The 22,416-nt window shown below is 73.6% G+C and carries 18 protein-coding genes; 13 read left to right on the top strand and 5 right to left on the bottom strand.

Annotated features, from left to right (window positions below):
* Positions 1-509: 509 nt before the first annotated feature.
* Positions 510-6,338, bottom strand: coding sequence for an FtsK/SpoIIIE domain-containing protein (locus ACWDXC_RS03535; protein ID WP_449977604.1), 5,829 nt, complete (start codon positions 6,336-6,338; stop codon positions 510-512).
* Positions 6,339-6,795: 457 nt separating this feature from the next.
* Between ACWDXC_RS03535 and ACWDXC_RS03530 the strand changes: the two genes are divergently transcribed.
* The 12 genes from ACWDXC_RS03530 (at position 6,796) to ACWDXC_RS03475 (ending at position 17,549) form a co-directional block, all read left to right on the top strand.
* Positions 6,796-7,437, top strand: coding sequence for a hypothetical protein (locus ACWDXC_RS03530; RefSeq protein WP_219499832.1), 642 nt, complete (start codon positions 6,796-6,798; stop codon positions 7,435-7,437).
* A 1-nt stretch (position 7,438) separates the two neighbouring features.
* Positions 7,439-8,152: a hypothetical protein gene (locus ACWDXC_RS03525; protein WP_219499830.1), complete on the top strand. Its 714-nt coding sequence runs from the start codon at positions 7,439-7,441 to the stop codon at positions 8,150-8,152.
* On the top strand, positions 8,149-9,444 hold the full coding sequence (locus tag ACWDXC_RS03520) for a CpaF family protein (RefSeq protein WP_449977600.1): 1,296 nt from the start codon (positions 8,149-8,151) through the stop codon (positions 9,442-9,444). The genes ACWDXC_RS03525 and ACWDXC_RS03520 overlap by 4 nt, the downstream gene beginning before the upstream one ends.
* A gap of 3 nt (positions 9,445-9,447) precedes the next feature.
* A complete protein-coding gene (locus ACWDXC_RS03515) occupies positions 9,448-10,290 on the top strand; it encodes a type II secretion system F family protein (RefSeq protein WP_219499826.1) in 843 nt (280 codons plus the stop codon).
* 35 nt (positions 10,291-10,325) lie between these two features.
* Positions 10,326-11,246 (top strand): type II secretion system protein, encoded by a 921-nt coding sequence (locus ACWDXC_RS03510; RefSeq protein WP_219499824.1) that lies wholly within the window; start codon positions 10,326-10,328, stop codon positions 11,244-11,246.
* Positions 11,247-11,471: a hypothetical protein gene (locus tag ACWDXC_RS03505; protein WP_219499822.1), complete on the top strand. Its 225-nt coding sequence runs from the start codon at positions 11,247-11,249 to the stop codon at positions 11,469-11,471.
* Positions 11,468-11,953: a TadE/TadG family type IV pilus assembly protein gene (locus ACWDXC_RS03500; protein WP_449977594.1), complete on the top strand. Its 486-nt coding sequence runs from the start codon at positions 11,468-11,470 to the stop codon at positions 11,951-11,953. The genes ACWDXC_RS03505 and ACWDXC_RS03500 overlap by 4 nt, the downstream gene beginning before the upstream one ends.
* Before the next feature lie 113 nt (positions 11,954-12,066).
* The gene (locus ACWDXC_RS03495; protein ID WP_219499819.1) at positions 12,067-12,486 is read left to right on the top strand and encodes a TadE/TadG family type IV pilus assembly protein; all 420 of its coding nucleotides are present in this window, start codon (positions 12,067-12,069) and stop codon (positions 12,484-12,486) included.
* Complete coding sequence (locus tag ACWDXC_RS03490) at positions 12,483-12,899, top strand: flp pilus-assembly TadE/G-like family protein (RefSeq protein WP_449977590.1); 417 nt, start codon at positions 12,483-12,485, stop codon at positions 12,897-12,899. Before ACWDXC_RS03495 ends, ACWDXC_RS03490 begins: the two co-directional genes overlap by 4 nt.
* A 401-nt stretch (positions 12,900-13,300) precedes the next feature.
* Positions 13,301-16,036: a BTAD domain-containing putative transcriptional regulator gene (locus ACWDXC_RS03485; RefSeq protein ID WP_449977587.1), complete on the top strand. Its 2,736-nt coding sequence runs from the start codon at positions 13,301-13,303 to the stop codon at positions 16,034-16,036.
* Complete coding sequence (locus tag ACWDXC_RS03480) at positions 16,033-16,626, top strand: hypothetical protein (RefSeq protein ID WP_449977584.1); 594 nt, start codon at positions 16,033-16,035, stop codon at positions 16,624-16,626. The genes ACWDXC_RS03485 and ACWDXC_RS03480 overlap by 4 nt, the downstream gene beginning before the upstream one ends.
* The gene (locus ACWDXC_RS03475; protein WP_449977581.1) at positions 16,623-17,549 is read left to right on the top strand and encodes a hypothetical protein; all 927 of its coding nucleotides are present in this window, start codon (positions 16,623-16,625) and stop codon (positions 17,547-17,549) included. The genes ACWDXC_RS03480 and ACWDXC_RS03475 overlap by 4 nt, the downstream gene beginning before the upstream one ends.
* Here ACWDXC_RS03475 and ACWDXC_RS03470 read toward each other — a convergent pair.
* Positions 17,546-17,977, bottom strand: coding sequence for a MarR family winged helix-turn-helix transcriptional regulator (locus tag ACWDXC_RS03470; protein WP_219499807.1), 432 nt, complete (start codon positions 17,975-17,977; stop codon positions 17,546-17,548). The two genes, ACWDXC_RS03475 and ACWDXC_RS03470, sit on opposite strands and share 4 nt — an antisense overlap.
* Before the next feature lie 90 nt (positions 17,978-18,067).
* On the opposite strand from ACWDXC_RS03470, the gene ACWDXC_RS03465 reads away from it, so the two are divergent.
* Positions 18,068-19,255: an MFS transporter gene (locus tag ACWDXC_RS03465; RefSeq protein ID WP_449977577.1), complete on the top strand. Its 1,188-nt coding sequence runs from the start codon at positions 18,068-18,070 to the stop codon at positions 19,253-19,255.
* Here ACWDXC_RS03465 and ACWDXC_RS03460 read toward each other — a convergent pair.
* Genes ACWDXC_RS03460 through ACWDXC_RS03450 form a run of 3 tightly spaced genes read right to left on the bottom strand, consistent with a single transcriptional unit; the run spans position 19,201 to position 22,372 of the window.
* Positions 19,201-19,701 carry a methylated-DNA--[protein]-cysteine S-methyltransferase gene (locus ACWDXC_RS03460; protein WP_449977574.1) on the bottom strand — a complete coding sequence of 167 codons (501 nt, stop codon included), beginning with the start codon at positions 19,699-19,701 and terminating at the stop codon, positions 19,201-19,203. The genes ACWDXC_RS03465 and ACWDXC_RS03460 overlap by 55 nt on opposite strands.
* The gene (locus ACWDXC_RS03455; RefSeq protein WP_449977571.1) at positions 19,698-21,086 is read right to left on the bottom strand and encodes a DNA-3-methyladenine glycosylase 2 family protein; all 1,389 of its coding nucleotides are present in this window, start codon (positions 21,084-21,086) and stop codon (positions 19,698-19,700) included. The genes ACWDXC_RS03460 and ACWDXC_RS03455 overlap by 4 nt, the downstream gene beginning before the upstream one ends.
* Positions 21,087-21,130: 44 nt before the next feature.
* On the bottom strand, positions 21,131-22,372 hold the full coding sequence (locus ACWDXC_RS03450) for an MFS transporter (RefSeq protein ID WP_449977568.1): 1,242 nt from the start codon (positions 22,370-22,372) through the stop codon (positions 21,131-21,133).
* Between the last annotated feature and the right edge of the window lie 44 nt (positions 22,373-22,416).

Below are 22,416 nucleotides of genomic sequence, written 5' to 3'. Positions count from 1 at the left end.
CCTCGGGCCGTGCTGCGGTCCTTCGCCACGGCCCTTTGCCCCTGCCCCCCTGTCACGGGCCCGCCACCGGACACGCTGTCACTGGACGCCCTGCCAGCGGGTGTGGCCTTCTGGCGGGACGCTGCCATTGGCCGAGCTTCCCGTGCGCTGGCCGCGCCCCGGCCCCTTGACCGACGCCCCGTCAGTGGACGGGCCTGCGCCGCCACGCGGCCCATGGGGGTGGGCCTCCACCACGCGGCCCACGGGGTGGGCCTCCACCACGCGGCCCACGGGGTGGGCCTCCACCACGCGGCCCACGGGGTGGGCCTCCACCACGCGGCCCACGGGGTGAGCCTCCACCACGCGGCCCACAGGGTGAGCCCCCACCACGCCGCCAACGGGGTAAGCCCCGACCGGGCGGCTGCCAACGTGGCGGCAACGGGCGCGCTGCCGCGGCTGGCCGGCAAGCGGCCTCAGCCCCAAGCCGACCGCAGCGAAGCGGAGCCCTGACGGCAGGGACCCGCCGCAACCTACGCCCCGTCCGGGACCGCGGCCTGGATGGGGGTGACGGTGCCCGTTGTGACGAGAAGCCCGCGCCCCGGCGGGCCGCCCGATACGCCACGCGGCAGGCGGATCGTGAACAGGTCACCGTCAGCCTGACTCTGCACCGACAGGAGAAGACCGGTCCGCCCCTTGCGAGCTTCGGCGGCGAAACCGCGATAGGCCACGGTCAGGTCACTGGTGGTGCCCGCTATGAGGAGACCGTGGTCCCCGTCCCTGCCGGACCGGAGCTGATCCTCCAGGGCAGTGCCCAGCGGGCTGTCCGGGTTGATCAGCTCGGCATCGTCGACCAGGAGAACGTAGTGACGCAGATCGGCGACCAGCTCCTGGAGGTCGGTGGCGTTGCCGTCCAGGATGGCCACGGCGGCGTCGAGGTCACGCAGAGGGCTGCGCCTCGGCGCGACGGCGATCACCGGCGTCCCCGCACGGATCAGCGACTGAGCCGCCGTCACCAGGACTGACGATCGCCCTGACCGCGCGGGCCCGGCGATCACCGCCGCCGGCCCGTACGCCATCAGGTCGAGGCCCAGGGGCGCGAGCGCGTCACCGCCTGCTCCCATCAGCGCCCAGAGCGGCGACGGCGGGCTGAACGCCGGATCCAGCGCCAGCGCCTGGCCGGCGGTGATGCGCAGTGGCAGGGCGTCCACCCGCAGAGGCGGCTCGCCTTCCCAATGCCATGTTGCCGGCCCCGCCGGCCCGCCGCGCTTGTGAGCCGGACTGGAACGCCGCGAACCTTCCGACCGCCTCGGTGAGGACGGCCCGGATGAGGAAGTGCCCCCGTGCACCGAAGTCTCGTCGGGGTCGTGCTGGTCCGCGGAGTGGGTGGGTGCGGGGGCGTCGCTCTGAGCCGCAGGGTGCGGCGTCGTGCCGAGGCCAGGGTCGGCTGAGGGGTGCGCTGGTGTGCCGAGGCCGGGCTGGAGGGTCGCGTACCGATCGGGCGGGGGCGAGGTGCCGAAAGGGGAGCCCATGACCGAATCGGCGGTCGGGATGGGGGTGGAGCGGGCGAGGGACTGGAGGGTGGCCACCTGGGCGGGGCCCGCGGGGTCGGGAGTGAGGAGGGCGATCTGGTGCTCGACGATGCCGTGTTCGCCCATGGACAGGGCTCGGCCCGGAGGCATGGACGAGGGCAGGCCCTTCAGGGGGAAGCCCGCCAGGCCGTAGTCGGAGGGATCGGAGAGGCGCAGGAGAAGGCGGTCGTCGAAGACCGTCGACACCTGGCCGAGCAGGGACGAACGGTCACCGGTGACCACGCCGCGCAGGCCCACCGCCGGGCCCTCGCGGAGAAGCTGGAGGAGGGACTCGAGGAGGCGGCCGTAGTCGTAGTTCTCGAACGCCGCAACGTAGCCCTCCCAGCGGTCCAGCATGAGCACCAGCCACGGCAGCCGATGTCCGGCTTGCCGGTATTCGGCCAGCGAGGCGTGACCCGCCTCGGCGAGGAGCTGCTGGCGGCGGCCCACTTCCGTACGCAGGCGCGTGAGCAGGCGTTCGACCCGATCCAGTTGGTCACGGGTGACGACGGCGCCGCAGTGTGGCATCGCGACCAGGGGGAGCAGGGCGCCGGAGCCGCAGTCGACGGCGTGGACGTGGACGTCCGACGGGAGGGTGTAGGCGGCGATGGCGCCCGCGATGGTGCGCAGGGCCGTCGATCTGCCGCTGCGCGGTGCGCCCGCGATGAGCAGGTGGCCGCCGTGCGCCAGGTCGAGCGTGAGCGGGCATCGGTCCTGTGCCCAGGGACGGTCCGTCATGCCGAAGGGCAGCGGCTCGACCTCACCGGCCGGCAGGCTGCCCGGCGAGCGGGACCCGTACGGCTCCACGAAGGTGACCGGGGGAGCGTCGGGTGACCCGTTCGACGGGGTCCCGCCGGGTGCTCCCCCGGGTGTGGCCTGGCTGGACGGGATGCCGCCGGCCGGGTCGGCAACCGGGTACGCCGTGGCCGGGCCGTCGTTCGTGGTCCCGTTCGGCGGGGTGGCGGTGCCGTACGGCATTCCGCGTGCAGGAGCGTTGCCCGGCGGACGCACGTTCGGGGACGGGGTGGGGAGGGCAGCTTCGGCACCGGGCACGGCAGCCTGGCCGTCGAGTGCGGCGGCGGGAGACCCGCCTGGTCCATGGGGGGAGTCGGGCTGCGCGGAGGGGAGGTCGGGGACCGGGGTCAGGTGGGGGCCGGCGGTCGGCAGGGTGAGGACGATCTGGGCGGGCAGGGGCTCCAGCCAGGGGCGGGGCTGCTCCGGCACGCCTGCCAGGCGGGCGGCCTCGATCATGGCGTCGGCCAGGATCGACAGGTCCGTGACCGCCGACTCCTCCGTGGGCTGCGGAGGAGCGGGCAGGGCGCGGCCCAGGGAACGCCAGTCGACGTCCACGACCCTGACGCGGGCGGGGGTGCGCTGCGGCGCCCAGGTGGGGCCGGTGAGGCCGGGATGCGAGGGAGGGCCCGGCACGCCGGTGTGCGGGCCGGTTGAGGGGGCGGGGAGAGGCTCGGGGGCGCGGCCGCCTACGCGAGCCGTCTGGACGGCCGTGGCGGGGCCCGCGCCGGACTTCACGTAGCAGCGGCCGGGGGTGGACTTGGAGATGTGGGCCGCGTCGGGCAGGTCGATCACGTCGGACGACTCCGCGGGCTCCGTGACGCGCAGGGCGATGCGGAGGGAGGTGTTGGCCTGGATGTCGGCCGTCACCACGCCGGCCGGGCGCTGCGTGGCCAGGATCAGGTGGATGCCCAGCGAACGCCCTCTGCGCGCGATGTCAACCAATCCCGTGACGAAGTCGGGCAACTCCGACACCAGGGCCGCGAACTCGTCGATGATGAGCACCAGCCGGGGCAGCGGATGGCCGGTGTAGTCCTCGATGTCCTTGGCCCCGGCGGCGAGGAGCAGGCGCTCGCGGCGGCGGATCTCGGCGCCGAGCGACTCCAGGGCCCGCTGGGTGAGGTGGCCGTCGAGGTCGCTGACCATGCCGACCGTGTGGGGCAGCCGGGTGCACTCCTTGAACGCGGCGCCGCCCTTGTAGTCGATGAGCACGAACGTCAGCTGGTCGGGGCGGTTGGCGACGGCCAGCGAGCAGATGAGGGACTGCAGGAGCTCCGACTTGCCCGCGCCGGTGGTGCCCGCGACGAGGCCGTGCGGGCCGTCGAGGCTGAGGTCGATCGCGAACGGGCCGTCGGGGCCGGTGCCGATCAGCGCGCGGGTGGTGCCCTGGTCGAGCCAGCGGCTGCTCACCTCGCGGCCGGTGGGGGCGCGCAGGCCGAGCAGGTCGAGCAGGCGTACGGACTGCGGGAGCTGGGCGGCGCCGTCTTCCCTGCTCACGTCGCGGATCGGCGCCAGCGCCCTGGCCAGGCGGTCGCACCAGGAGGGTGAGACCCGGTCGGCCAGGACGGGGCCGATCACGTCGAGGCCGCCGCCGCGCAGGTGCACGCGGCCGTCCGGAGCGCACGCGGCGACCGTGGCGCACTCCTCCGGCAGCAGCCGCTCGTCGTCGTCGAGAGCCAGCGTGTAGACGCCCGCCCGGGGGCCCTGGCGCAGGACCTGCGGCATGCTGGGCAGGCCGCGCAGGGCCTGCGCGCCGTCGAGGACGACCAGCACGTCGTACGGGCGCACGTCGTAGGTGGAGAAGGCCGGGGGCTCCGGGCCGCCCAGGTCGTCCCAGCCGGTGGGGATCTTGCCGAGCTCCGGGATGGCGGTGTTCTGGCGTTCGTCGATGAGCGCGGCCAGCTCGCTGACGCGGTGGGCGGCGGACTCGGGGTCGGCGCCGATCAGCGCCACGCAGTCCTCGCCGCCGCGCGGCGCGCAGTGGGGCAGCCAGCGCGCCCAGCCCCAGCGGCGCTCGCCATCGGCATGCGCGGAGATGATCACGATGGCCAGGTCGCGCGGGCTGTGCAGGGTGGCGGCCTGGCCGATGAGCCATCCGGCCAGGCCGGTGGCCGTGTCGCGGGGGCCGGTGACCCCGGCGACGCCGAGCCGCCGCATGGCCAGCGCCACCGGCACCGCGCGGCAGATCGGCGGCTCGATCGGGCCGCCCTGCTCCTCGGCGAGGTCGAGGTTGGCCGGGAGGTCGGCGAGGCCGACCCTGAGCCGGAGCGCGTCGTCGTCGTGGACGCGGCGCTCCCACAGCCGCCGCCGTGGGCCGATGGCGGTGAGCAGCACCTGAGCCGGATCCGGGGCGTCGGACCTGCGCAGCAGCTCGTCCTCGGCTCTGGCCCGCTCGACGGCCTCGTCGTAGGCGTCCAGGCGCTCCTTGTACTCCTTGATCGCCTGGCGGTGCTGCTTCTTGCCGTGGCGGCGGTCGCTCCACCACTGGCCGACCATGATGACCGGGGTCATCAGGGCGAACAGCAGGAAATACCACTGCTTGAGGACGTAGGCCAGCGTCAGGCCGATGACCATCGGGAGGAACGCGGCCAGCAACTGCAGGCGCATGCCCTCGGTGCGCGACGGCTCCTTCGGGCGCTTGAACGTACGGCGGAGCTCGGGACGGGTCAGGCGGGGCGGCCGGTTGTAGGCCACGCCGCCTTCGAGCCGGGGGGTGAGATGGGCGTCGCGGGGCTCGATGGCGGTCAGCGTGAACAGCGACGAGCCGCACGACAGCAGCGCGTCCTCCGGCCACTCGACGGCGTCGGTGAGCGGACGGGAGGCCAGCTCGGGGGAGTCGTCGAACGATTCGGCGGCGAGCTCGGCCGCCTCGCGTTCGGCGACCCGGGCGGTGAGCTCGGCGACCTCGTCGGCCCAGCGGCCCTTGAGCTTGAGGCGCGGCGCCTGGCCGGGAGTGGCGCGGGGCGCGCGCTCGGCGGTGATGGCGTCGGGGGTGACGCGGATCGTCACCGACTCGGGGGCCAGCGCCGGGTCGGCCACCGTGATCGCGCACAGGGGATCGGAGCCGATGACGTGCACGCCGAGGCCCAGGCGGTGCACCGCGCCGGCGGCCGGGCCGCCCACCACGCGCACCTCTGCCACGCCACCCGGCTCCTCGACGATCGTGGCGCGGGCGAGGAGGGGGTCGAGGGTGACCTTGTCGCCGTCGTGCAGCACCGCCTTGGCGGGGGCGCGCGGGTCGAGCGGGCGGCCGTTGCGCCACAGGGTGAGGGCCTGGCCACGCGGCTGGGTGGTGCCGTGCACGCTGCGGGGCGGGGAGGCGCGGACGTCCCAGGCGACGCCGTCCTCGGGGTGGGGCGTGCCGGGGGCCGGGGAGCCGTGGCCTCCGGCGGGACGCTCGCGGTCTGGTGACGCCCAGTCGTCGCCCTGGCCGGTGAGCCCCTGAGCGTCGCCGTGATCGTCCGAAGCGGCCCACCGCCCCTGACCGGTGCCGCCGCCGGAGCCGGACGGCCGCCACCCGGAACCGCCGCCGGAGCCGGACGGCCGCCACCCGGAACCGCCGCCGGAGGCGGACGGCCGCCACCCGGAGCCGTCGCGACCCGAGCGACGCCCCGCAGGCCCGTCGCCGGACGCTATGGGAGCGCCGAACGGCGGGCCGCCCGAAGGGGACGGCCCGGGCCCGGAGGGACGGTGGCGGCCATCGGACCCGTTGCCCGGGGCGGACCCGTCGCCGAAGGGGGGACCGGCGGGCCCGTCGAGGCCGGACGGTCCTGGGTCGGGAGGACGGCGGCGTTGGGAGGGGACGCGGGCGACGGGGCTGGGAGGCCCGGCCGATGACATGCCGTAGGGAGCCCGGGCACGGGGCAGCCGGACCACCTGGGCAAGCGGCTGATGATCGGCGAGCGCCTCGCTCACTCCGGCCACGGTGGTGTCGTCGTCGCCGTCGATCACGACGTCACGGTCGCCCTGCTCGCCGAGCACGGTGAGCATGATCCGCATGGTTGCCGTCTCCTCGGTCGGACCTCGGCGCCAACGTAGCGCCCGCAGCGAGGCTAGGCCCGCAGGTTGACGGCAATGGCATGGAACGCGGTTCTGTGGAAAACCCCGAAGGGATGCACGGAACCTGTGGATGACCAGGGAAAACACCTGCGCGGCGGCCAGCGGAGAAAGATGCCCGAATATGCGCGGAAGATCCCGATCGAATCACCCCCGACATGCCCAACTATTAGGGGATAAATCCCAAAAACCAAGTGAATAATGTGCCGCATGTTACTCATGTGACTCTTATCCATAAAAAGCAGCCACCGTCAACTCGCTAGAAACAATAAGCATCGATTACCCGGAGTTGACACAACGCCCCCTGCGAATCAAGCATGGTTCCTCGCATTCCACCCACGCCCTTGACCAAGGGCTGCACATAATGGCGTGAATTCCCTCAAATCATCATGGGAGCCGCATGAGGACCAGTGAAAAACCCGCCGTCAACGCGGCCGGGTTGTCGGGCCCGGCCTCGCGCAAGCTTCCGGTGCCTCCTCGCGAGCGCAAGCCCGCGCTGGCGGCTCTCGCCCTGCTCCTCATCCTGGGCGGAGCGCTCGCCACGACGCTGCTCGTGCTGCGCAGCGGCGACCGGGTGTCGGCGATCAGGGTCGTGCAACAGATAGGCGCCGGCCAGCGGTTCACCCCGCAGGCCCTTGAGGAGGTCCAGATCGCCGACACCGGCATCGCGTACGTGAGCTGGTCACAACGGCAGAAGGTGCTCGAGTCCTTCGCGGCCGTGACGATCCTGCCCGGCACGCTGCTGACCAGCGACATGGGCATGGAGGCCAGCGACGAGCTCGGCCCCGGCAAGGCCCTGGTCGGCCTGGCGCTCAAGCCCGGTCAGATGCCACAGGGCCTGGAGAAGGGCGACCGGGTCCAGGTCGTCCACGTGCCGGGCGACGAGGGCGAGGCCCGGGTCCTGGCGCAGAACGCGCTGGTCCAGAACGTGGGCGAGAAGGGCGGCGTCACGGTGATCGTCGAGACCGGGGTCTCGCCGGCGGTCCTCCAGTACGCCTCCACCGGCCAGATCGCGGTCGCCGAGTTGCCGGGGGCACGCTGACGTGGCGCTGATCGTGCTGGCCGCCGACAAGGGCGCGCCGGGGGTGACCACCGCGGCCACGGCCCTGGCCGCGGTGTGGCCCCGTCCCGTGCTGCTGGCCGAGTGCGACCCGGCCGGCGGTGACCTGGCCTATCGGCTGCCCGCCGCCGACGGGGGCGTGCTCAACCCGGGCCGCGGCCTGCTCACGCTGGGCGCGACGGCCCGGCGCGGCCTGGAGCCCGCGCAGATCCACGCCCACACGCAGAAGATCATTGGAGGGCTCGACGTGCTGGTCGGCATCACCCACGGCGAGCAGGCGGCCGGTCTCACCTGGCTGTGGGGGCCGCTGGGCCGGACACTGGCCGCGATCCCCAACGCCGACGTGATCGCCGACTGCGGCCGGCTGGGCGCGCACCCGCAGCTCGGCGACCTGCTGGCCGAGGCCGACCAGGTCGTGCTGCTCACCAGAGCCACCCTCGACCACGTCGCCCACCTGCGCGAACGCCTGTCGATCAGCAAGGCGCACGGCGTCGTGGTGATCGCCGATCCGCGCAGCTACCGTTCCTCCATCGACGACGTACGCCGGATCGTGGGCCCGTACGTCGGCTTCGTCCACGGCCTGGCGTACGACCCGAAGGGCGCCGAGCTGCTGCGCGGCCAGTGGGGCGGCAGGCTCGACCGCTCGCTGCTCGTCCGCACGGCCCGCGACCTCGCGGGACGGCTGGTGAGCCGATGATCGACCACGCCCTCGTCAAGAGGTTCCGCCAGGAGGTCGGCGACCGGCTCGCCCACCAGCGCAGGCTCGACCAGGCCAACGGCCTGCCGGCGATGACCGGCGAGGACGAGCGCCAGTTCGCCAGGGCGCTGATCTCGCAGGTGCTGGAGGAGCACGCGCGCAGCGAGATCGGCCTCGGCCGCACCCCGCCCACGGTCGAGGAGGAGGAGGGTCTGGCGGCCGGAATCCATGCCGCGCTGTTCGGCGTGGGCCGCCTGCAGCCGCTGCTCGACGACCCCGAGGTCGAGAACATCGACATCAACGGCTGCGACAAGGTCTTCGTCGGTTATGCCGACGGCCAGGAGGTCGCGCACGAGCCGGTGGCCGAGTCGGACGAGGAGCTGATCGAGCTCATCCAGATCCTGGCCGCCTACTCGGGCCTGTCGAGCCGCCCGTTCGACACCGCCAACCCGCAGCTCGACCTGCGCCTGCCCGACGGGTCCCGGTTGAGCGCGGTGATGGACGTGACAGTACGGCCGGCGGTGTCGATCCGCCGTGCGCGTTTGGGCAAAGTCTTTCTTTCGGATTTGGTCGGAAATAACACCATAAGCCCAGAAGTAGGCCGTTTTCTGACTGCGGCGGTGCGCGCCCGTAAGAACATCATGATCGCCGGTTCGACCAATGCCGGAAAGACGACGCTCCTGCGCGCCCTCGCCAACGAGATCCCGCCCGCCGAACGCCTCGTCACCGTCGAACGCGCCCTGGAGCTCGGCCTCGACCAGTTCCCCGACCTCCACCCGAACGTCGTCGCCTGCGAGCAGCGCCTGCCCAACTCCGAGGGCCAGGGCGAGATCAGCATGGCCGAGCTCGTCCGCCGCTCCCTCCGCATGAACCCCAGCCGCGTCATCGTCGGCGAGGTCCTCGGCGACGAGATCGTCACCATGCTCAACGCCATGACGCAGGGCAACGACGGCTCCCTGTCGACCATCCACGCCAACTCCAGCATGGAGGTCTTCAACCGCATCGCCACCTACGCGCTCCAGGCCAGCGAACGGCTGCCCATCGACGCCACCCACATGCTCATCGCGGGCGCCATCGACTTCGTCGTCTTCATCGAGAAGCGCAACGACTATCACCGCGGCGGCAGCCTGCGCCGCTACGTCTCCAGCATCCGCGAGGTCAACGGTTGCGACGGACGCGTACTGTCCAGCGAGATCTTCGTGCCCGGCCCGGACGGGGCGGCCGTCCCGCACGCCCCCGTCTCGTGCCTGGAGGAGCTCGCCGCCCACGGCTACCAACCGGGAGGCTGGTGACGCGTGCTCACCTTCGACCCGCTCGCCCTCCTGTCCGGCGCGCTCGCCGGCGGCGGCCTGTTCCTGCTGTTCCTCTCCCTGTACGGGATGCGGCCCCGGCCCTCGCAGCCCAGACGCCGCCTGATCCAGGTGCTGACCACCCGTGCGGCCGTCGCCGCCATCGCCGCGGCGCTGGTCATGGTGGTCACCGGCTGGGTGGTCGTCGCGGTCGGCGCGGTGCTGCTGGTGTTCGCCTGGCGCGGGCTGTCCGGCGGCGCGGCCGAGGAACGGGCCGCCATGCGCCGCCTGGAGGGCCTGGCCGCCTGGACCGAGTCGCTGCGCGACACCATCGCCGGCGCGGCGGGCCTGGAGCAGGCCATCCCCTCGTCCATCAGGGCCGCCGCCCCGACGCTCCGCCCCCACCTGCGCGCGCTGGTCGACCGCCTGCACACCCGGATGGCGCTGCCCGAGGCGCTCGGCCTGTTCGCCGACGAGCTCGACGACCCGTCGGCCGACCTCGTGGTCGCGGCCCTCATCCTCAACTCCCGGCTGCGCGGCCCCGGCCTGCGCGACGTGCTCGGCGCGCTCGCCGTCTCCGCCCGCGAGGAGCTCGACATGCGCCGCCGCGTCGAGGCCGAACGCCGCGCCACCCGCCGCAGCGTCCAGATCGTGGTGATCACCGCGCTCGTCTTCGCGGGCCTGCTGGTGGTCTTCAACCCGTCGTACGTGGGCGAGTACGACAGCTACCTGGGCCAGGCGGTGCTCGTCGTCGTCGCCGGGCTGTTCGGCGCCGGGTTCGCCTGGATGCGGCGGCTGGCCAGGTTCGACAAGCCGACGCGGCTGCTCATGGGAGGCGACCATGCCTGAGGCGCTGCCGATCCGAGGGGTGGCTGGGGGCGGTCATGGTTGAGACCGTGCTGGCCGGGGGTGTCGCGGGGCTGGGCCTGTTCGTGCTGCTGCGGGCGCTGTTCCCGGCCCGGCCCGGGCTGGTGGCGCGGCTGCTGGCGCTCGACGCCGTCCGCGAGGACGCCGAGTCGCCGCGCATCCAGCTCGTGCTGCCCGACGAGGAGGTCAGCGCCTTCCGCCGGGGGCTCGGCGTCCGGCTCGCCCGCCTCTACGGGGCGCGCGGCTGGGAGGTCCGCTCGATCAGGGCCGACCTGGCGCTGGTCGGGCGCTCGTTCGAAGGCTTCCTGGCGACCAAGGCGCTGCTGGCGGTCAGCGGGCTGCTGGCGTTCCCGGTGCTGTTCGGCTGGCTGGTGCTGATGGGCTGGGGCGCCTCGCCGGCGATCCCGTTCTGGGTGGCGCTGATCGCGGCCGTGGTCTTCTTCTTCCTGCCCGATCTGCAGATCCGGCGGGACGCCGCGGCCCGGCGGCGCGACTTCCGGCACGTCGTCGGCGCGTTCCTGGATCTGGTCTCGATGAACCTGGCCGGCGGCCGGGGCGTCCCCGAGGCGCTCATGATGGCCGTATCGGTCAGCGGCGAGCAACCCAACTGGGCGATCGGCCGCATCCGTGACGCGCTGAGCGGCGCCAGGATCGTCGGCATCACCCCGTGGCAGGCGCTCGGCCAGCTCGGCGAGGAGATCAACATCGACGAGCTGCGCGACCTGTCGGCGGCCCTCGGGCTGGTGGCCGACGACGGGGCCAAGGTGCGCGCCTCCCTGACGGCCCGCGCCGCCACCCTGCGCCGCCGCGAGCTCGCGGAGATCGAAGGGCGGGCGGGGGAGCGCTCGCAGTCGATGCTCGTCGCCCAACTCCTGCTCTGCGCGGGGTTCGTGATCTTTCTCAGTTTTCCGGCCGCTATGAAGATGTTGGGGTCCTGAATGAAGAATCATCCGTGGATCGTCTATCTGGTGGCGCTCCTCAGCGTGCGGATCCACCGGGCACGCACCGCCCCCAGTCGTGGCGCCTCCGCCGTCGAGTGGGTCATCATCACCGCGATCATCGCCGGGGTCGCCCTCGGCCTGGCGACCCTGATCAGGCAACTGGTCGAGAGCAAGCAGAGCGAGATCCAGGGCTCCTTCGGCGGCGGCGAAGGAGACACATGACCGGCCCGCCCGCTCCCGGACGCCGGCCCGCCCCGCCCTCCAGGTGGCGGCGGCGCATGGCGTCCGGTGGGCGGGAGCGGGGGGCTTCGGTGGTGGAGCTGGCGCTGCTGATGCCGGTGGTGCTCGCCGTCGTGCTGCTCATCGTGCAGGTGGCGCTCTGGTTTCACGGGCGGCAGGTGGCGGAGGCGGCGGCCAGGGAGGGGGCCCGCGTGGCCCGTTCCGCGCCCGCCGACTCCGGCGGGTGGGAGGCCGAGGCGCAGGCGAAGGCTCGCGAGGTGGTGGCGGCGATCGGGCCGCGGCTGCTGAGCGGCGCGCAGGCGACCACGGCCGAACGGCAGCCGGACGAGCGCCACGTGACCGTGACCGGCAGCGCCGTCCAGGTCATCCCGCTGCTGCCGGAGCTGGCGTTCACGATCACCGCCACGTCGGGCGGTCCGATCGAGTGCTTCCGTCCCGACGACGGCGGAGATGACTGCGGTTGACCCTCTCCCGGCGGACGGAAGCGGGCTCCCGTGGGCCGGGACCCCCTGGCTGTGCGTCACGCCGGGTCCAGCCCGTACGAGGTCGTCCGGAACACCCGCTGAAGGAGGAGGCCGTGCCGCGAAACCCGCAGGGGCGGAGGTCCCTGGTGCGCGAGCGTGGGTCGATGGCCGTCGAGACCGTGATGCTGGCGCCGGTCTTCCTGCTGTTCCTGCTGTTCCTGGCGGGCGCGGGGCGGCTGGTGGAGGCGCAGGGCGAGGTGAACGGCGCGGCCAGGGACGCCGCCCGGGCCGCGTCGGTGCAGCGCACCCTCCAGGGGGCCGAGTCGGCGGCCGAGGCGGTCGTCACCCAGGCGTTGCGCGACGGCTGCACCGGTCCGGCCGTCTCGCTCGACGGCTCGCGGTGGGAGGAGGGCGGGCAGGTGGTCGCCGAGGTGACGTGCGAGCTCGACCTGGCGTTCCTCGGCTTCGGCGGGAGCCAGCGGATGACCGGCACGTCGGTGGTGCCGCTGGAGCAGTTCAGGAGGGTCGAGTGAGGGACGGGGAGCGCGGCTCGATGTCGGTGTTCACGGTGCTGTTCTCGGTGGTGGTGTTCCTGCTCGCCGGGCTGCTCGTGGACGGCGGGGCGGCGATCAACGCCCGGCTGCGCGCCGCCGACGTCGCCGAGCAGGCCGCGCGGGCCGGGGCGGACCGGATCGACGTCGAGCACCTGCGTTCCACCGGCCAGGTGCGGTTGCTGGGCGAGGCGGAGGTGTGCGGGCGGGCCGACGAGGTGATCGGCGCGCACGGCGGCACCGGGGTGACCTCGGGGAGCTGCGCCGTCGGGCAGGGGCAGGCCGACGTGACGGTGACCGTACGGGTCCGGTGGACGGCCTTCTTCCTGGGGGCGATCGGGTTCCCGGGGTCGGATATGGAGGCCGAGGCGACGGCCGCCCCCGAGGCGCGGTGAGCCAGACCGAATCACGCCGGTCGGTGGATGCGGGGCCGGAGAGACGTGACGCTGGAATGGAGAAGGGAGAGGCGATGCCCAGGCGAGGCCCCGCACGACCGGCGCACCCCACCGGCGGGCCCCACCAGCCCGGCGGCGGCCACCAACCGCCCACGGGCGGGTCACGGCCGGCCGGAGGCGGGTACCCGCCGCCCGAGGCCGGGTCGCGCCAGCCCGGTGGGCAGTACGCGCCGTACGAAGGTGGGTCGCGCCAGCCCGGTGGAGAGTACGGGCCGTACGAGGGCGGGTCGCGCCAGCCCGGTGGGCAGTACGGGCAGCCCGAGGCCGGGTCGCGCCAACCTCGTGGAGAGTACGCGCCGCCCACGGGTGGGTATCCGCCGCATGGCGGGGGGCGGCAGTACTTGGCGCCCAATGACGGGGCCCCGGAGGACAGGCAGCGCCAGGCGGCGACCACGGGCCGGGCAGGGCAAGGGCAGGCGGGGCGGATTCACGCGCGGCGCAGCGCCGGTGACGTGCTCGCCGGGCTCGGGGCGTTGCTGGTGCTGCTGGCGCTCGTCGGCGGGGTGCCGTACGCGCTGCTGACGTTCGTGGGCCCGCCGATCGCGCCCGAGCTGCTCGATCTCGACCTGCTGACCAGCCGGGTGGGGCCGAGCACGGTGATGGCGCTGCTGGTGGCGTTCGTCTGGCTGGCCTGGCTGCAGCTGTTCGTGTGCGTCGTGGTCGAGGTGTACGCGGGCGTGCGGCGTGTGGGGATGCCGGCCCGGGTGCCGCTGTCAGGAGGCACGCAGGCGCTGGCGAACAAGCTGGTGTCGGCGGTGCTGCTGCTGTTCACGGCGGGGGCGGTGGTGGTGCCGATCGCCAGGATGGCCGCGCCGCCGCCGGTCCCGCAGCCGATGACCACGGTGGCCTACACCGCGCCGGTCGTGGAGAAGGAGGTGGTCGACACGCAGCGGACGAAGAAGGTGTACGTGGTGCAGCCGCCGCACGGCCGCCATCACGAGAGCCTGTGGGAGATCGCCGAGAAGTGCCTGGGCGACGGCCGCCGCTACCCGGAGATCTTCCGGCTGAACCAGCACAAGGAGCAGCCCGACGGCGCCAAGCTGCGGATGGCCGATCTGATCAGGCCGGGCTGGGTGCTGGACATGCCGGACGACGCGAAGAACACCCATGTGGTCCCGGCGAGCCAGGCCAGGGCGCAGACGCTCAAGGAGCATCCTGCCAAGCCCGGCGGTGACGGCGGCGACCGGGAGGTGGTGCGGGACCGCGTCGAACGGGAGAGCACCCAGGAGCAGGCCCCCAGGAACGCCCAGCCGCCGACCGAGGAGCGCGACGCGGAGACCCAGCCCCAGCAGGAGCAGGGCCTGGAGCTGGTCGATTTTCTCGCCGGGTCGTCGCTGGCCGCGGCCGGGCTGCTGATGGTGCTGGCCAGGCGGCGGCGGGAGCAGCTCTGGCGGCGCCTGTTCGGCCGCCGCCTGGCCCGGCCGCGTGGTGACGCCGCCGAGGCCGAGATGGCGCTGCGGCTGGGCGCCGACGCGCCGGGGGCGCGCATCCTCGACGTGGGCCTGCGCCTGCTGGGCGCCGAGCTGGCCGCGCAGGGGCGGACGCCGCCGACGGTGTACGCCGCCCACCTGTCCGCGCGGTCGCTCGACCTGTGGATCCACCCGCCGGACGCCGACCCGCCGGAGCCCTGGACGGCCGACGACGGCGGTCAGGTGTGGCGGCTGGCGGCGCACGAGGGCCGCCTGCTGGACGATCATCCGGGCGGAGCTCCGTACCCGGGGCTGGTGTCGATCGGCACGGACGGGAGCGGCCGGGTGCTGGTCGACCTGGAGGCGGCGCAGGGTCTGATCAACGTGCGGGGCCCGCATACGACGGCGGCGCTGGCGGCGCTGGCCGTGGAGCTGGCGACCAACCGGTGGTCCGACCGGATGCGGATCACGCTCGTCGGGTTCGGCGAGGAGCTGACGGCGATCGCGCCCGACCGGATCAGGGCGGTGGGCGGGCTGGCGGAGGTGCTGCCGGAGCTGGAGGCGACGGCGGCGCCGCGCCGGGAGGTGCTGACGGGCCGGGTCTCGGGCCGCCCGCGTGACGCCCACTACCTGCTGTCGGCGGTGGCGCCGACGCACGAGGAGGCGCGCAGGCTGGCGCTGCTGGCCCGCGACGACACGGCCGGCTACGTGGTGACCGGCGACGTGCCGCATGCCACCTGGACCTGGGAGATCACCGAGGACGGCCGGGCCAAGCTGCCCGAGCTGGGCTTCGAGGTGACGGCGCAACTTCTGCCGCGCCGCCACTACCGGGCGCTGGTGGAGCTGTTCCGCACCGCCGACCGGTTCGACGGCGAGGCGATCCCGGAGGCGGAGCCGCTGGACGACCTGCGCCCGCCGGCGGTGGAGATCAGGATGCTCGGCCCGCTGGAGATCGTCGGCCCGGAGCCGCTGGAGGAGGGCCGGATGGCGCTCGCCGCGGAGTTGCTCGTCTACCTGGCGACGCATCCGGGCGGGGTGCATCCCGTGGTGCTCGGCGGCGTGCTGTGGCCGCGCGGCGTGCAGTCCATGGTCCGGGACGCGACGATCGCCCGGGTGATGAGCTGGCTGGGCCCGGAGCACCTGCGTGCCGACGAGTCGGGCAGGCTCACGCTGGGGCCGGGCGTGCGGACGGACTGGGCGGTCTTCCGCGAGCTGGTGCGCCGCTCCCACCACGATCCGGCGGCCCGCGCCGTGCTGCTCGAACGGGCGCTGAGCCTGGTCAGGGGACCGCTGCTGAGCGGGCGGGCGCACGGCCGCTATGCCTGGCTGGCGGGCGACGAGCTGGAGTACGACGTGGCGGCCGAGGTGGCCGACGCGGCGCACCGGCTCTGCGAGCTGCGGCTGGCCGACGGCAAGGCCGACGCGGCGATCGCCGCCGTGCGGGCCGCGCTGCTGCTGGCGGCCGATGACGAGGGCCTCTGGCGTGACCTGCTGCGGGCCACGCATGCCACCGGTGACCTGTCGCGGCTGCGGGCCGTGGTCGAGGGGCTGACCAGGCGGTCGGCGTTCCATCCGCACGGTGGCGGGATGGCCCCGGAAACCGAGGCGCTGATCGACGAGCTGTTGCCGTCGTGGCGCCTCCGCGTCGTCAGGGAGTCGACGGCATGAGACGTATCGCGATCCTTCTGGCACTGGCGGCGGCGGCCGGGTGCGGCCAGGCCGAGCGGCCCTACACGCCGCGGCAGGCGCCGGTGCAGGCGACGGGCGAGGCCACGGAGCAGGCCACCCCCAGTGGGAGCGAGCCGCCCGCGACGGTCGGCGTGGGCGACGAGCTGGAGGTGCGGGTGGCGTGGCCGGACAAGGTCGACCAGCTCGTCCGGCTCTTCCCGGAGTTCTACGCCGACTCGTGGGCGGCCGTCGTGTCCGGCGGTGACCGCTACCTGCGGCACGTCGAGCCGGCGCTGATCCCCGACTCGGTCGAGTGGGTGGCGGGGTTCACCGGCAAGGGCCAGTCGGTGAAGGGCGTCGTGCGGCTGTACGACCTGAAGACGACCGTCATGGGCAAGGGCGCGCAGGTCGACGTGTGCGTGGACGAGACGCGGATGACGATCGTCTCGGCCGGCACGGGCAAGGCGATCTCGCCGCAGCCCGACTCCAGCCGCGCCCCCTACCTGCAGACCATGCTCGCCCACCGGGGCGACGACGGCGTGTGGCGCATCAGGCAGTTCAGCAACAGCAAGGAAGGGTGCAGCCCATGAAAGGCCTGCTCTCGGTGATCGTCGCCGGATCGCTGCTGTTCGCCGGCAGCGCCGATCCGCCGCGCGACAACACGAAAGCCGAAGGATTCCAGAAGGGCAAAACGGCCGGAGTCGTCCTGGAACACTCCAAGATCCACATCACCGGCGACGTGAAGGGCGGCAAGAGCGACGGCTACCAGCTCAAGAGCCCGTGCTGGTACGAGCCGGGCATGAACGCGGAGGAGATGTACGCGTTCATGAAGGACGCCGAGGCCAATTTGTCCAGGATCAAGGAGGACGAGGCGGGCTTCAACGCCTTCGTCAAGCAGTTCAAGGACAAGGTCGGCCAGCCGGGGCTGTGGTGGTCGCCGGCCTACAACGCGGCCGATCCCCGGGGCGCGGCGTGCTGGGCGGGGCTGGAGCTGTTCGTGTTCGTGCCGCCGGACACGACGCCGCCGAGCGGCATCACGTTCCGGGAGCTGGCGGAGATCGCGCGGGCGGCGCTGACGGTGCCGGAGGGCAAGGTCGAGCTGAGCCCCGACGCGAAGAGCTACGTGAACCTGCCCACGTTCGTCTGGCTCGAGGGCGTCGGTGAGCCGCGCCGCTCGGTCACGGCGACGCTGCCCGGCGTGATGAGCGCGACCGTGGTGGCCACGCTGGACGACATCAAGATCGACGCCGGTACGGGCTCGGACCGGGCGGAGGTGCGCCAGTCGGGCTGCGGCGCCGCGGGCAGGCCCTACACCGAGGGCGCGGAGTTCACCTGCGGCGTGCGGTATCTGCGTGCCTCGATCGACCGGCCGCGTGAGGTGTACGAGCTGACCGTGACCAGCGTGTGGCCGGTCGAGGTGAGCGGCGGCGTGGCGGTCCAGTTCGACCCGATCGAGGTGTCGGCGAGCAGGGACGTGCCGGTGGGCGAGGTGCAGAGCAACGTCAGGCCCTAGGCGATGACGGCGGCGAGCGGCGCCAGCTCGGGCTGCTCGGCCGCCTCGGCCAGCACCTCCTTGAGCACGGTGTCGTGGGTGGGCCCGGCCGTGGCCAGCAGGTCGCGGCCGGCCTGGGTGACCTCGGTGTAGATGCCCCGGCGGTCGTCCTCGCACAGGTAGCGCGACAGCAGGCCCCGGTTCTCCAGGCGGGTCACCAGGCGGGTGGTGGCGCTCTGGCTGAGCACGACGGCGCGGGCGAGCTGCTGCATGCGCATGTGCCAGCCGTCCTGGCGGGCGAGCACGTCGAGCACCGTGTACTCGCTCACGCTCAGCCCGTGCTCCTTCTGCAGCGCCTTCTCCAGCCGGTCCTCGATCTTGGCGTGCAGCGCGGCCAGGGTGCGCCAGCCCTGGGCGCGTGCCTCCACGGCGTCGTCGGCGATGGGCATGTGACACCCTCCTCGGCATTCTTGTATGGTCAGTTAGTCGGCGTGTGCAAATAATGCCTACGCTCACTAACGTCGTCTGAGGAGAATTCTATGCCTCTCGCCCTGTTCGCCCTCGCGATCAGCGCCTTCGGCATCGGCACCACCGAGTTCATCATCAACGGCCTGCTCCCCGAGCTGGCCGGGGACTTCGGCGTGACGATCCCGGCCGCCGGGCTGCTCGTGTCCGGTTACGCGCTGGGCGTGGCCGTGGGCGGGCCGCCGCTGACCATGCTCGGCGGCCGGTTGTCACGCAAGACCATGCTGCTGGCGCTGATGGTGCTGTTCATCGCCGGCAACCTGCTGTCCGCGCTCGCGCCCTCGTACGGGACGCTCATGGTGGGCCGGTTCCTGGCGGCCTTCGCCCACGGCGCGTACTTCGGGGTCGGGTCCGTGGTGGCCGCCGACCTGGTCGCGCCGCGCAAGCGGGCCAGCGCGATCGCGCTGATGTTCACCGGGCTCACGCTGGCCAACGTGCTCGGGGTGCCGCTCGGCACCTGGATCGGGCAGGCGTTCGGCTGGCGGGCCACGTTCTGGGTCGTGGTCGTGATCGGCGTCGTCGGGCTGGCCGGGGTGCTCGCCCTGGTGCCTGCCCAGCCGAGGCCCACCGGCGGGGTGCTCAGGGAGCTGGCGACCTTCCGCAAGGGCGGGGTGTGGCTGGCGCTGGCGATGACCGTGTTCGGGTTCGCGCCGGTGTTCGCGGTGATCACGTTCATCTCGCCGATCATGACCGGGGTGGGCGGGTTCTCCCCGGGCGCCGTGCCGATCGTGATGGCGCTGTTCGGCGTCGGCCTGGTGATCGGCAACCTCATCGGCGGGCGGCTCGCCGACCGGGCCGTCATGCCCAGCATCTACGGCTCGGTGGCGCTGCTCACGCTGCTGGCCGTGGTCGTGGCGCTGGTGGCGGGCCACCAGGTCGCCTTCGTCGTGGCGATCACGCTGTTCGGCGTGGCGGCCTTCGCCACCGTGCCGCCGCTGCAGACGCGCGTCCTCGACGCGGCGGCCGGCGCGCCGACGCTGGCCTCGGCGGCCAACATCGGCGCGTTCAACCTGGGCAACGCGATCGGCTCGTTCGCGGCCGGGCTCACGATCGACGCCGGTCTCGGCTACACCGCCCCCGCCTGGACCGCGGCGGGGCTCGGTGTCGTGGGGCTCGGCGTGGCCGCGCTGGCGGGGCTGCAGGCGCGTCAGCGGGCGGCGGACTCGTGGGCGAGCAGCCACTCCTTGACGGGCACCCCGTAGTAGTAGCCGCCGAACCCGCCCGTCGACGGCAGCACCCGGTGGCACGGCACGAACGGCGCGATCAGGTTCTGCGCGCACGCCCCGCCCGCCGCGCGGGCCGCCGTGCGCGGCAGCCCGGCCCGCTCGGCCAGCTCCGCGTACGACACCGTGGTACCCGCCTTGACCTCGCGCAGCGCCCGGTGCAGCTCCTTGCGCCGGGGCGAGCCCGGCTGCTCGACCGGGACGTCGTCCAGCGCGTCGAGGTCGCCGGCGAAGTAGGCGCGCACGGCCTGGGAGATCGGGCCCAGGTCGTCCACCACGTCCAGGCCCTCCGCCTGGAGCTCGGGCTTGAGCCGGACGAACATCTCCTTGGGGTCGGCGGTGAAGCCGGCGGCGACCACGACGCCCTCGCGGGCCAGCACGGACAGCTCGCCGGTCGGGGTGGGCAGGATCTGAGCGTTGATCATGAGTGACTCCAGAGGTGCAGGGCGGCGTAGGCCCGCCAGGGCCGCCACCGTTCGAGATGGTCCTTGGGGATGCCGAGGGCGGCCATGCGCTTGTCGAGCACGAGGTCGCCGGTCGGCCACGCGTCGGGGTCGCGCAGCGCCCGCAGCGCCACGTAGCTGGCGGTCCACGGGCCGATGCCGGGCACGGCGAGCAGTTCCTTGACCGCCTCGGCCGGCTCCTGGCCGCCGTCGAGGTCGATCAGGCCGTCGTCCACGCGGGCGGCGAGCTCGGTCAGCGTGGTGATGCGCCGCCCGGTCAGCCCGAGCCCGGTCAGATCGGCGCCGCGCAGCTCGGCCGGGCCGGGGAAGAGGCGGCCGTCCCCCGCGCGGGCGACGATCCGGCCGAGCAGGGTACGGGCGCCCGCCACGGAGATCTGCTGGCCCACGACCGCGCGCACGGCCAGCTCGAACCCGTCGAACGCGCCCGGCACCCGCAGCCCCGGCCGCGCCGCGACGAGCGGGGCCAGCGACGTCTGGCCGAGCGCCCCGGCGATGGCGTCGGGGTCGGCGTCGAGGTCGAGCAGCCGCCGGCACCGCGCCACCAGCCTGGCGAGCTGCCGGGTGTCGTCCACGGCCACGTCGAGGGCGAAGTGGCCGTCCTCCGGGGTGAGCGTGACCGTGCCCCCGGGCACGTTGCGCGTGTAGGAGGCGGCGTCGGCCACCTCCAGGCCGGGGATCGCCCGGGAGGCCAGGAACGCGAACACCCCGTCCACGTCGTACGGTTCGCGCCGGTGCAGCCGCAGCCGGAGCGAGGCGTCCTTCGGCACGCCCCGGCCCGCCGCCGTGGCGCGAAGCTCGCTCGGCGTGAACCCGTACGTCTCCCGCATCGTCGCGTTGAACTGGCGGACGCTGCCGAACCCGGCGGCGAACGCCACCTCGGTCACCGGCAGCGCCGTCTCGGTGAGCAGCTGCTTGGCCAGCAGCAGCCGCTTGGTCCTGGCGACCGCCAGCGGCCCGGCGCCGAGCTCGGCGACGAACAGCCGGTGCAGGTGCCGCTCGGTGATGTGCAGCCGCCTGGCCAGCCCGGCCACGCCGTCCTCGTCGGCGGCCCCGTCGTCGATCAGCCGCAGTGCCCGCCCGATCAGGTCGCCCCGCAGGTCCCAGCCGGGGTCGCCGGGCGACAGCTCCGGCCGGCACCGCTTGCACGGCCGGAACCCCGCCGCCTCGGCGGACGCGGCGTGCCGGTAGAACCGCACGTTCCGCGACGCGGGCGTGCGGGCCGGGCAGATCGGCCGGCAGTACACGCCGGTCGTCTTCACCGCCGTGTAGAACCGTCCGTCGAACCGGGCGTCCCTGGCGGAGACGGCCCGGTAGCAGGAGTCGAAGTCGAGCTCTGGTGCTGACATGCCTCCGAGGCTATGCGCTGGTCACAGGTGTCGACTGGCGGAAATCAGACGTTACCGTGAACGCCCAGGTCAGCGCCGGGGCCGATGCGGCGCAACGGCGAGAGCATGATCGGCAGCCAGCTCAGCGCCATGACGATCCCGCCCGTCCAGAGCGCCGCCCGCACCCCCCACAGCTCGCCGATCAGGCCGGCGAGCAGCCCGCCGAGGCCGAGCGCGCCCATGAGCAGCAGCCGGACCGTGGCCGTCATGCGGCCCAGCATGCCGTCCGGCGTGACCTGCTGGCGCAGGCTGACCAGCAGCACGTTGTTCACCCCGGTGCGGAACGTCAGGACGAACCAGGCGGCCGCCGCCGCCCACAGCCACGGGCCCCGGTCGAGCAGCGGGACGACGAGCGCGGCCGGGGCGGTGGCCAGGCTGACGAGCCAGGCGCCCCGGCCGGTGCCGAGGCGGCGGCCGACGAGATGCGCCGAGGACGAGCCCGCCAGCACCCCGGCCCCGCCCACCGCCAGGAACGCGCCGAGCACCCACTCGGGCTGAGCCAGCCGGTCCACGATCAGCACCGGGAGCAGCACCGAGCAGAGCGGGAAGGCCACGTTCACCATCGCGCCCTGCGCCACCACGCCGACGAGCACCGGACTGCCGAACAGGAACCGCACCCCTTCGGCGATCTGCGGCACGAGCGGCTGCCGCGCCGGGGGAGCGGCCGGGGCCGGTTCGGGGACGCGGCGCAGCCACAGGGCCGACCACAGGTAGGACAGCGCGTCGAGCAGGATCGCCACGGGCGCGCCCGCCGCCTGGACCAGCACCCCCGCGACGCCGCGACCGGCGACGTCCATGCCCGCCGAGGTGCCGACCAGCATCGAGTTGGCCGCCGTCAGCCGCTCGCGCCCCACCAGGGCGGGCACCAGGCTGAACGAGGCCACGTCGAAGGCCAGCGACCCGGCCCCCACCAGGGCGGCGACCGCGTAGAGCTGGCCCATGCCGAGCCACCCGGCCCACCAGGCGACGGGCACCGACAGCAGGACGCAGGCGCGGGCCAGGTCGGCGGCGACCATCACCGGCCGCCGCCGCACCCGGTCCACCCAGGCGCCCGCGGGCAGTCCCAGCACCAGCACGGTCAGCGTGCCCACCGCGCTGAGCAGCCCGACCTCACCGGCGCCCGCGCCCAGCACGGTGACGGCGAGCAGCGGCAGCGCCACGTAGGTGATCTGGCTGCCGAACTGGCTGACCGCCGCTGCCACGTAGAGCCCGCGGAACCCCGGCTCGTTCAGCACACTTGTCGTCATGCCGGTCAACATGCTGAAATTTCGCCCGATGTCGCCACGGATTA

It is taken from the genome of Nonomuraea sp. NPDC003214, from assembly GCF_053590035.1.
The sequence above is the reverse complement of the archived record's forward strand: the minus strand, read 5'-3'. Positions and strand labels throughout refer to the sequence as shown.